Origin of the sequence: Caulobacter sp. 17J65-9, assembly GCF_010975005.1 — a bacterium.
Classification (GTDB): domain Bacteria; phylum Pseudomonadota; class Alphaproteobacteria; order Caulobacterales; family Caulobacteraceae; genus 17J80-11.
The window spans coordinates 1-11,265 of the sequence record NZ_JAAIVC010000132.1; the positions used below are offsets into that span (position 1 = coordinate 1).

General features: G+C 70.5%; 7 protein-coding genes. 3 read left to right on the forward strand and 4 right to left on the reverse strand.

The window, feature by feature from the left end:
- Together G3573_RS16400 and G3573_RS16405 are read right to left on the reverse strand one after the other, a co-directional pair.
- Positions 1–902 (reverse strand): hypothetical protein (locus G3573_RS16400; protein ID WP_205598302.1); only part of this gene is annotated, 902 nt, incomplete at its 3' end.
- Between the two features lie 114 nt (positions 903–1,016).
- Positions 1,017–1,991: a cation diffusion facilitator family transporter gene (locus G3573_RS16405; protein ID WP_163262575.1), complete on the reverse strand. Its 975-nt coding sequence runs from the start codon at positions 1,989–1,991 to the stop codon at positions 1,017–1,019.
- A 212-nt stretch (positions 1,992–2,203) separates the two neighbouring features.
- On the opposite strand from G3573_RS16405, the gene G3573_RS22475 reads away from it, so the two are divergent.
- The 3 genes from G3573_RS22475 to G3573_RS16435 all read left to right on the forward strand — a co-directional run bounded on the left by G3573_RS22475 (position 2,204) and on the right by G3573_RS16435 (position 9,226).
- The gene (locus G3573_RS22475; protein ID WP_346427403.1) at positions 2,204–4,609 is read left to right on the forward strand and encodes a calcium-binding protein; all 2,406 of its coding nucleotides are present in this window, start codon (positions 2,204–2,206) and stop codon (positions 4,607–4,609) included.
- Between the two features lie 139 nt (positions 4,610–4,748).
- The gene (locus G3573_RS16430) at positions 4,749–5,630 is read left to right on the forward strand and encodes an ABC transporter ATP-binding protein (RefSeq protein ID WP_163262577.1); all 882 of its coding nucleotides are present in this window, start codon (positions 4,749–4,751) and stop codon (positions 5,628–5,630) included.
- 11 nt (positions 5,631–5,641) lie between these two features.
- Positions 5,642–9,226, forward strand: a complete 3,585-nt coding sequence (locus G3573_RS16435) for a M1 family aminopeptidase (RefSeq protein WP_163262579.1) — start codon at positions 5,642–5,644, stop codon at positions 9,224–9,226.
- A gap of 224 nt (positions 9,227–9,450) precedes the next feature.
- On the opposite strand, the gene G3573_RS16440 is transcribed toward G3573_RS16435, so the two are convergent.
- Positions 9,451–9,801 carry an endonuclease domain-containing protein gene (locus tag G3573_RS16440; protein ID WP_163262581.1) on the reverse strand — a complete coding sequence of 117 codons (351 nt, stop codon included), beginning with the start codon at positions 9,799–9,801 and terminating at the stop codon, positions 9,451–9,453.
- A 210-nt stretch (positions 9,802–10,011) separates the two neighbouring features.
- Positions 10,012–11,118: a GNAT family N-acetyltransferase gene (locus G3573_RS16445; RefSeq protein WP_163262583.1), complete on the reverse strand. Its 1,107-nt coding sequence runs from the start codon at positions 11,116–11,118 to the stop codon at positions 10,012–10,014.
- Between the last annotated feature and the right edge of the window lie 147 nt (positions 11,119–11,265).

Sequence of the window (11,265 nt, forward strand, 5' to 3'; positions counted from 1 at the left end):
CCGCCGACGAGGATCTGCGGCGGCGCCTCGGCCGCCGGCGGCGGGGACGCTTCGCGGCCGCGCGGCGGCGTCGCGCCCATCACATGCCGGTTCGAGCCCGCGTCCCACGACCGGGCGAAGTCTTCAAAGCCGTACGAACCGCCGCCGCCGCCCCAGCCGCCCGCAGCCGGATCGGCGGCGCCCGGCGTCGACAACTCGACGCCGACCCCCTGCGCGCCGTGCACCGATATCGAGCGGCCCGCCCCGTCGTCGGCGTCCGCGTCCGGACCGAAATAGACGCTCTCCGTCGTGAGGCCCTCGGCGGTCGACACCGCGCCCAGCCCCAGAACGGCCGCGCCGCTGGAAACCGGCGGCTTCGGCGACAGCCGCAGCGCTCCGTCGGCGCCGAAGACGAACAGCCGCCCCCGGTCGCCGGCGGCTTCAGGCGTTTCGAACCAGATGGAGGCGGGACCCGCGACCGGTCCGGCGACCACCGTCTGGGCGCCCAACCCGGCCACGCTGGGACCGCCGACCAGGGCGACGCCGACCGCGCCTTCGCCGCCGGTCCGGATTTCGACCTCGCCCGCGCCGTCCGTGGTCACCCGCCCGCCGGGCGCTTCGGCGAACACCCCCACGACGTGGCCGGCCGCGTCGATGGTGACGGTCCCGTCGTCGGCGACGACCACGGCCTCGTCGTCCGAATCGGGGACGGGGGCCGCGGGCCGGCTGTCGCCGAGGCAGGTGAACCAGGGATTAGGGGCGAACTCCGCGTGCGGGCAGACGTCGGTCGCGGCCGCTTCGCTCGCCGCCGCCACGGCGGTCAGGGCCAGGGAACAGCCGAGGACGCGGTCTCGCCAGGCGTGATTCGGGGTCCGGCCCGGCGCACGCCGCCCGCGGATGTGCGACGACCGACGCTCGGCCATGACCCGCCCCCCGGCGAAGGCCCGGAGGATCCATCCCGCCCGACGCGGCTCCGACCTTCAGCCCTCGGATAACACGGGGCGGAATTTCACGGCAACGCTTCCGAAAACCGCCGTTCAGTGCAGGCGGCTGCAATCGGCCAGGCTCTCCGTCTCGAGCTGGACGGTGGCGTGCCCGACCCCGAACTTCTGGCGCAGGCCCTCGGCCGTCTCGCGCAGGAAGGCGGCGTCGCCGCCCTCGGGCCGGACCAGGTGCACGGTCAGGGCCGTCTCGCTGGTGCTGATCGGCCAGACGTGCAGGTCGTGCAGGTCGCACACCCCCGGCCGGGCCAGCAGGAAGGCGCGCACGGCGTCGAGGTCGACGTTGCGCGGGGCGGCGTCGACGATCAAGTCGAACGCCTCCTTCAGCAGCCCCCAGGTCCCGGCGAGAATCACGACGACGACCAGCAGGGCGACCACCGGGTCGATCCAGGCCGCGCCGGTCACCGCGATCAGGGCGGCGGCCACGATCACCCCGGCGGAGATGCCGGCGTCGGCGGCCATGTGCAGGAAGGCGCCGCGCACGTTGGCGTCGGTCTTGCGCCCGCGCATGAACAGCAGGGCGGTGGCGCCGTTGACCAGCACGCCGACGGCGGCGACCGCCATCACCACGCCGGGCATGGTCTCGACCGGCCGGCCCAGCCGCTGCACGGCCTCCAGAGCGATCATCCCGCAGGCGAACACCAAGGCCAGCGCGTTGACCAGGGCGGCCAGCACCGTCGCCTTGCCCCAGCCGTAGGTGCGCCGCGGGCTGGCGGCGCGTTTGGACAGCCACACCGCCGTGCCGGCCAGCAGCAGGCCGGCGACGTCCGACAGGTTGTGGCCCGCGTCGGCCAGCAGGGCCGTCGAATTGGCCCAGAACCCGGCGACGCCCTCGGCCGCCACGAAGGCCAGGTTCAGTCCGACCCCGATCACCCAGCGCCGGTCCTCGAGCGAGGGCGCGGGATGATGGTGATGGCCGTGGCCGTGGCCGTGCCCATGGCCGTGCCCATGGCCGTGCCCATGGCCGTGGCCATGATCGTGGTCGTGCGCGTGGTGGTGGTGAGCGTGCATGTCGCGAGACCAGACCTTCGTCGCGCCCCCGCGCGTCGGCCGCAGGATGGAGCCGCGGGGGCGGCCGCGGCAAGGCCCACGGCCCTTGGCGGGCGCTTCGCCGCGCCGCCGACCGGCTTCGTCGTCCCTCCTCCGTTCGGGGGAAGCGCGGCCTCGCCCCGGCCAGCTAAGGCGCTGTTCTGGAACAATTTGCGCAATGACTGGAGCGTAAAGTGGCGACGATTATCGGCACCTCGGGCGACGACCATCTGATCGGCGGCGACGAGGACGACCTGCTGCTCGGCCGTGCAGGCGACGACCTTCTCGAAGGCGGCGCGGGCGACGACACCCTGCGCGGCGAAGCGGGCGACGACGTGCTGGACGGCGGCGCCGGCGACGACCTGCTGCGCGGCGGCGAGGGCGTGGACACCTTCATCGGCGGCGACGGCTTCGACCGGGTCAGCTTCTATGAAGCGACCGCGACCCAGGGCGTGATCGCCGACCTGCGCACCCAGACCATCCTCAACGACGGCTTCGGCAACGCCGAGACCATGAGCTCGATCGAGGGCCTGGGCGCCGGCACGCGCTTCGCCGACACCTTCTATGGCGACGACGCCGACAACCTGATCCTGGCCAGCACCGGCGACACCGCCTACGGCTTCGGCGGGAACGACAGCTTCCAGGTCGACGGCGCGGCGGCCCTGATCGACGGCGGCGCGGGCGTGGACACCATCACCATGTTCACCCAGACCCGCCTGGTCGACACCAACGGCGACGGGATCGCCGAGGTCGAGACCACCACCGACGGCGTATGGGTCGACCTGGCGGCCGGGCGCATCCGCAACGACGGCTTCGGCGGCTCGGGCGTGATCACCGGCGTCGAGAACGTCGGCGGCTCCGTCGGCGACGACATCCTGGTCGGCGACGCAGGCGACAACGTCCTGCGCGGCCTGGACGGGAACGACAGCCTGCGCGGCGGCGCCGGCAACGACGTGCTGGACGGCGGGGCGGGCGACGACCAGCTGCGCGGCGGCTCGGGCGTCGACACCTTCATCGGCGGCGACGGCTTCGACCGGGTCAGCTTCTATGACGCCGACGCGACGCAAGGCGTGGTCGCGGACCTGCGCACCCAGATCATCCTGAACGACGGCTTCGGCAACACCGAGACCATGAGCTCGATCGAAGGCCTGGGCGCCGGCACCCGCTTCGCCGACACCTTCTACGGCAATGACGCCGACAACCTGATCCTGGTCGGCGGCGGCGACACCGCCTACGGCTTCGGCGGGAACGACAGCTTCCAGGTCGACGGCGCGCCTGCCCTGATCGACGGCGGCTCGGGCGTCGACACCGTCACCATGTTCACCCAGACCCGCCTGGTCGACCTGAACGGCGACGGGATCGCCGAGGTGGAGACGACCACCGACGGCGTATGGGTCGACCTGGCGGCCGGGCGCATCCGCAACGACGGGTTCGGCGGCTCGGGCGTGATCACCGGCGTCGAGAACGTCGGCGGTTCGTACGGCGACGACATCCTGGTCGGCGACGCCGGCGACAACGTCCTGCGCGGCCTGGACGGGAACGACAGCCTGCGCGGCGGCGCGGGGAACGACGTGCTGGACGGCGGGGCGGGCGACGACCAGCTGCGCGGCGGCTCGGGCGTCGACACCTTCATCGGCGGCGACGGCTTCGACCGGGTCAGCTTCTATGACGCCGACGCCACCCAGGGCGTGATCGCCGACCTGCGCACCCAGACGATCCTGAACGACGGCTTCGGCAACACCGAGACCATGAGCTCGATCGAAGGCCTGGGCGCGGGCACCCGCTTCGCCGACACCTTCTACGGCGACGACCACGACAACCTGATCCTGGTCAGCACCGAGGACACCGCCTACGGCTTCAGCGGGAACGACAGCTTCCAGGTCGACGGCGCGGCCGTCCTGATCGACGGCGGCGCCGGCGTCGACACGATCAGCTCATTCACGCTGTCGCGCATGGTCGACGCCGACGGCGACGGCATCGGCGAGGTCCAGTACGCCACCAGCGGCGTCGAGGTGGACCTGTCCATCAGCTCGATCGTCAACGACGGCTTCGGCGACACCGGCACGGTCTGGAACGTCGAGAACGTCGGCGGCTCCTACCTCGACGACCGGCTGACCGGCGACGAGAACGCGAACACCCTGTGGGGCTTCGACGGGAACGACGAGCTGAACGGCGGCGGCGGCGACGACTTCCTGCTGGGCGGCGCGGGCGACGACCGGCTGGAAGGCGGGGACGGGCACGACGTGCTGACCGGCGGCGAGGGCGCGGACACCTTCGTGTTCTTCGGCCTGGGCTCGGGCGGCGACACCGTCACCGACTTCGAGACCGGGGCGGACCACCTGCTCATCGCGGGGGTCGGCGGCGTCGACGACTTCTCCGACCTGGTGATCACCCACAACGCCGCCGGCGACGTGGTGATCAGCGCGGCGGGCTTCGATCCGATCACCCTGACGGGCGTGACCTCGATCACCGCCGACGACGTCGTGTTCGGCGACGCGGGCGTGGACGTGCTGGGCGATCCGCTGGGCGGCGGCTTCGACCTGCTCGGCGATCCGATGGGCGGCAAGGGTCACGGCGGCGACTACCTGCTGTTCGCCTGACGGCGCCGGAGCGTGAACTGAGAGGGGCGGCTTCGGCCGCCCCTTTTTTTGTTTTGTGCCGCACCTGTGAACTATCGTTCACTTGCCCACAATCTCCGGATGAGCCAGCGTCGCCGCCGACCAAAGTCGGGGGACTTTCATGCTGACCGTCGAGAACCTCACCCACGTCTACAGCAACGGCACGCGCGCGCTGGACGGGGTGAACCTGAGCATCGCCAAGGGCATGTTCGGCCTGCTGGGCCCGAACGGCGCCGGCAAGTCCACCCTGATGCGCTCGATCGCGACCCTGCAGACCCCGACCTCGGGCGCGATCCGCTTCGGCGACATCGACGTGATCGAGGATCCGGAGGCGCTGCGCCGGACGCTGGGCTACCTGCCGCAGGACTTCGGCGTCTATCCGCGGGTGTCGGCCTACGACATGCTCGACCACATGGCGATCCTGAAGGGGGTCGCGGGCGGCCGCGAGCGCAAGGAGACGGTCGAGGCGCTGCTGAACCAGGTCAACCTGTGGAGCGTGCGCAAGAAGGCGCTGGCCGGCTTCTCCGGCGGCATGCGCCAGCGCTTCGGCATCGCCCAGGCCCTGATCGGCGGGCCGTCGCTGATCATCGTCGACGAGCCGACCGCCGGCCTCGACCCGGAAGAGCGCAACCGCTTCCTCAACCTGCTGGCCGAGATCGGCGAGAACGTGGTGATCATCCTGTCGACCCACATCGTCGAGGACGTGGCCGACCTGTGCCCGCGCATGGCGGTGCTGGCCGGCGGCAAGATCCAGCTGGAGGGCGCGCCGCAGGAGCTGACCCAGAAGCTGGCCGGCCGGGTCTGGAAGAAGTCGATCGACAAGAGCGAGCTGGAGGCCTGCCGGGCCCGCTACGAGGTGATCTCCACCCGCCTGTTCGCCGGGCGCACGGTGATCCACGTGCTGGCCGACGCCGATCCGGGCGACGGCTTCGAGCCGGTCCAGGGCGGGCTTGAGGACGTCTACTTCTCGACGCTGTCGGCCTCGCGCCGCGCCGCCGCCTGAGGTCGACCGTCATGTTCGGAAAGATCGCGGGCTTCGAGTTCCGCTACCAGCTGCGCCAGCCCGTCTTCTGGGTGGTGGGCATCCTGTTCTTCCTGTTGTTCTTCGGGGCGATGACCGTCGACCGGATCCAGATCGGGGCGGGCGGCAACATCCACAAGAACGCGCCGGCCGCCATCCTCCAGATGATGATGGTCGGGTCGCTGTTCTTCATGTTCGTGACCACGGCCTTCGTGGCCAACGTGGTGGCGCGCGACAGCGACACCGGGTTCGGGCCGATCATCCAGTCCACCCGGATCAGCAAGTTCGACTACCTGTACGGCCGCTTCCTCGGCGCCTTCGGGGCGGTCGCGGTCTGCCTGCTCAGCGTGCCGCTGGCGATCTTCCTCGGCTCGCTGATGCCCTGGGTCGACCCGGAGACGCTCGGTGCGAACCGGCTCGCCGACTACGCCTACGCCTACTTCGTGATCGGCCTGCCCGGCGCGTTCCTGACCTCGGCCATCTTCTTCGCCCTGGCCACCGTCACCCGCTCGATGATGTGGACCTATGTCGGCGTGGTCGGCTTCCTGATCGCCTGGACGGCGGCGACCATCTCGCTCGACCGGCCCGAGTTCCGCGAGATGATGGCCTATCTGGAGCCGTTCGGCGCCGCCGCCATCGGCAAGGCGACCCGCTACTGGACGGCGGCCGACCGCAACACCCAGGTGCCGGCGCTGGAAGGCGCACTGCTGTGGAATCGGGTGATCTGGAGCTCCGTCAGCGTCGGCATGCTGGCCCTGGCCTACGTCCTGTTCCGCTTCGAGACCAAGGGCGCCAAGGCCAAGAAGGCCGAGAAGCTGAAGAAGCTGACCGAGACCCAGGCTGCCGCCGCGCCGGCGTCGACCGGCCCGCTTCCGAAGCCCCGCTTCGGCGCGGCGACCGCCTGGGTGCAGCTGGCCGCGCGCACCAAGTTCGAAATGGGTCAGGTGTTCAAGAGCCCGGCCTTCTTCGTGCTGCTGGCCCTGGGCCTGTTCAATTCGATCGGCGGCCTGTGGTTCGCCGACGAGATGTACGGCTCGCAGATCCGGCCGGTGACCTCCGCGACCATCCAGACCCTGATGGGCACCTTCGGCCTGATCCCGATGATCATCGCGATCTACTACGCCGGCGAGCTGGTCTGGCGGGAGCGCGACCGGCGCACCCACGAGATCGTCGACGCCACCGCCGTGCCGGACTGGGCCTTCGTCGCGCCCAAGACCCTGGCCATCGCGCTGGTGCTGGTCTCGACCCTGCTGGTCAGCGTGCTGGCCGGCATGCTGGTGCAGGCGGCCAAGGGCTACACCAACTACGAGATCGGCAAGTACCTGCTCTGGTACGTGCTGCCGCAGGCGATCGACTGGACGCTGCTGGCGGTGCTGGCGGTGTTCATGCAGGTGCTCAGCCCGCACAAGTTCGTCGGCTGGGGCCTGATGCTCCTGTACATGGTCTGGGGCTTCGCGGCCGGCAGCCTGGGTCTCGACCACAACCTCTACAACTATGGCGGCGGGCCGCGCGTGCCGCTGTCCGACATGAACGCCCAGGGCGACTTCTGGAAGGGCGCGGCCTGGTTCCGGACCTACTGGTCGGCCTTCGCCGTCCTGCTGCTGGTGGTCAGCTACGGCCTGTGGCGGCGCGGGACCGAGACGCGCATGTGGCCGCGCCTGCGCCGCCTGCCGCGTCGCCTGAAGGGCCCGGCCGGCGTGCTGGCCGCCCTGGCCGTGGTCGTGTTCGCCGGCACGGGCGTCTACATCTTCGTCAACACCAACGTCTGGAACGAGTACCGCAACAACAAGGACGAGGACCGCTACCTCGCCGACTACGAGAAGGCCCTGCTGCCGTTCGAGAAGACGCCGCAGCCGAACGTGGTCAGCGTCAAGCTCGACCTCGACCTGCACCCGCACGAGCCGCGCCTGCGCGCGCTGGGCGGCTACGTGCTGGAGAACCGCACCGACAAGCCGCTCGACGCGGTGCACCTGCGCTTCGACCGCGACGTGAAGATCAAGCGCCTGGCCATGGCCGGCGCGCATGAAGAGAAGACCCGGTACGACCGTTTCAACTACCGGATCCTCAAGTTCGACCGGCCGCTGCAGCCGGGCGAGTTCCGCACCCTGGTGTTCGAGACCGAGATGTCCCAGCAGGGCTTCAAGAACCGCGGCAACACCACCCGGCTGGTCGACAACGGCACCTTCGTCAGCAACGCCGAGTTCGCGCCGCAGGTCGGCATGAGCCGCAACGGCCTGCTGCAGGACCGCGCCAAGCGCCGCAAGTTCGGTCTGCCGGTCGAGCTGCGCCCGGCCAAGCTGGAGGACGCCAGCGCCTACGGCCGCAACTACATCGGCGCCGACTGGGTCAACGCCGACATCACGGTGACCACCGACGCCGACCAGACCCCGATCGCGCCGGGCTACAAGATCAGCGACGTGACCAAGGGCGACCGGCGCACCGCCCGGTTCCGCACCGAGGCGCCGATCCTGCACTTCTTCTCGGTGCAGTCGGCCCGCTATGAGGTGAAGAGCGAGACCTACAAGGGCGTCGAGCTCGCGGTCTACTACGACCGCCACCACCCCTGGAACGTCGACCGGATGATCTCGTCGCTGAAGACGGGCCTGGACTATTACCAGGCCAACTTCGGGCCCTATCAGTTCCGCCAGGCGCGGATCATCGAGTTCCCGGGCTACGCCGACTTCGCCCAGGCCTTCGCCAACACCATGCCCTACTCCGAGGGCATCGGCTTCGTGGCCGACTTCCGTGATCCGGAGAAGATCGACTACGTCACCTACGTGACCGCTCACGAGCTGGGCCACCAGTGGTGGGCGCACCAGATCGTCGGCGCCGACGTCCAGGGGGCCACCTCGCTGTCGGAGACCCTGGCCCAGTACTCGGCCCTGATGGTGATGGAGAAGACCTACGGCCCGGACAAGATCCGCAAGTTCCTGAAGTACGAGCTGGACAACTATCTGCGCTCGCGCGGCGGCGACGTGATCGGCGAGATGCCGCTGATGCGGGTGGAGAACCAGGGCTACGTCCACTACCGCAAGGGCTCGCTGGTCATGTACCTGCTGAAGGACGAGATCGGCGAGGAGGCGGTCAACCGCGCGCTGCGAAGCCTGCTCCAGAAGCACGCCTTCAAGGGCGCACCCTACCCGACCTCGAAGGACCTGGTGGCGGCGCTGCGGGCCGAAGCCGGGCCCGAGCACCAGCAGCTGATCACCGACCTGTTCGAGAAGATCACGCTCTACGACCTGAAGGCCAAGGACCTGAAGACGAAGAAGCGGGCGGACGGCAAGTGGGACGTCACGGTGACGGTGGAGGCGAAGAAGCTCTACGCCGACGCCAAGGGGGTGGAAAAGGAAAGCCCGCTGGTCGGCGAGAACTTCGACATCGGCCTGTTCACCGCCGAGCCGGGCAAGAAGGACTTCGACAAGTCCGACGTGATCCTGTTCGAGCGCCGGCCGGTGAAGTCGGGCCGCCAGACCTTCACCTTCACGGTGGACCGCCAGCCGACCTGGGCGGGGGTGGATCCCTACAACAAGCGCATCGACCGCAATTCGGACGACAACCTGACCAAGGCCGGGGCGTAAGGGTTCGAGCGCTGAAGGACTGAGAGGGGCGGCTTCGGCCGCCCCTTTTTTGTTTTTAGATCTCCCCCCTCGGGGGGAGCGGTCGCCCGTCAGGGCGGCGTGGGGGCCTTCCAGCGGAGTGGGCGGGCTCGGCTGTCGCAACCGGGCGGCGGCGGCTGGCGTCGCGTCAAGCTGGAGGCCCCCACGCCGACTTCGTCGGCTGCTCCCCCCGAGGGGGAGATCTTTTAGGCGCGGAGGGTTTCCTCAAGCCAAAGCAGCACGCCGTCGGGGTTGTCGAGAACCGCCTTGGCCGGGATGCGGATCACCCGCACGCCCTGGCTCGCGAGCCAGGCGTCGCGGCGCGTGTCATGGCGCAGGTTGTCCGGGTGGTCGTGGCCGGCGCCGTCGATCTCCAGGGCGAGTTTCAGGGCGTCGCAGTAGAAGTCGAGAATGTACGGCCCGAGCGGGTGCTGGCGACGGAACTTGCAGTCCGCGAGGCGCCCGCCGCGCAGGCCGCGCCAGAGCAGCACTTCAGGCAGGCTCATGCGCGCCCGCAGCGCCCGCGCCCGCTTCGTGGTCAGCGCCGGCGCTTTCATGTCGCCCTCCCCCGGCTCGTGAAAAACATAACCCAGATCTCCCCCCTTGGGGGGAGCCGCCCGCGCAGCGGGCGTGGGGGCTTCCAGCGGAGTGGGCGGAGTTGTCTGTCGCGGACCGGGCGGCGGCGGCGGTTGGCGTCGCGTCAAGCTGGAGGCCCCCACGGCGGCTTTCAGCCGCCTGCTCCCCCCAAGGGGGGAGATCTAGGCGCGCTAGGCCGGCTTGGGCGGGCGGTAGAGCTTGGACCAGTAGAAGTCCTGCACGGCCCGGGCCGGCTTGGAGCGGGCCACCTTCAGGGCGGCGCGGCCGGCCAGGGAGTCGCCGCGGACCAGGCGCAGCAGCGAGCGCCGCCGCCCGCCCATCCTGGCCTTGTAGTCCTCGTCGCCGTGGCCGAAGTCGAAGCTGCGGATGCCCGCGCCGTAGCACCAGCCGATCAGCTCCTCCATCAGCAGCCGCCCCGGCGACAGCTTGGCCACCGGCCCGGCCTCGTAGGTCGGCATCAGCCAGTAGAAGGTGTCGCCGGAGATCATGCCGAGGTGGGTCGCCACGATGCGGTCGCCGACCTTGAGGGCCGAGAGGTGGACCTGCCGGCCGAAGTCCTCGCGGGCGGCGACCTGGGAGAAGTAGGCGCTCCAGCCGGGCGTCTGGAAATAGTCCTTGCCGGCGGTCTCCAGGTAGCGCCGGGTCTTCTGCTCGACCATGGCGTCGTAGAACTGGCGCGCGACCAGCGGCTCCCGGGCGATCTCGAACGAGACCGGCCCCAGGTCCTGCAGGCGGCGGCGCTTGCGGCGGCTGTCGACCGCATAGGGGTTCAGGCCGCGCTGGTAGTCGTCATAGGCGCCCTCCAGCGGCAGGGCCCAGCCGGAGGGCTGCGACGCGGTCGCCAGCCAGCGCAGCGGGTTGGGCGTGCCCTCGATCTCGGCCGGCATCTTGTCGAGGTCGGCGATGTCGAAGGCCGGCAGGGCCGCGCGCAGGGCGGCCCACAGCGCCTGGGCGCCCTCCCAGTCGATCTCGCCCGCGGCCGGTCCGAGCCGCACCGGGCCGGCGTAGTCGACCACGCCGCCGTCCAGGAAGGTGAGCGTCTTCAGGCCATGGCGGCGCTCCACGCCCAGCGGCAGCAGCATGACGCGGCGCCCGTCGGTCGTGTCGACCCGCACGAACACCGGCTCGGTGCGCCGCGCCCGGCCCATGGTGTCGAGCCACAGCGACAGGTAGGCGGGCGACTGGAACAGGCAGGCCGCGCCCGGGTCGGCCCCGGCCGGCTCGGCCCAGGCCGCGGCCCACTGCGAAAAGCTCAGGGTCTCGACCTTGAACGCCATCCCCGTCTCCCGGTCCGCCCCCGCGGACCAAGCGGAACAGGAGGGGGAACGGGTATGTTCCGCTTGAGCCCCCCTCTCCCCTTGCGGGAGAGGGAGGGGCCCGCGCCGGAGCGCCAGCGTAGGCGTGGGAGGGTGAGGGGTCGCGCG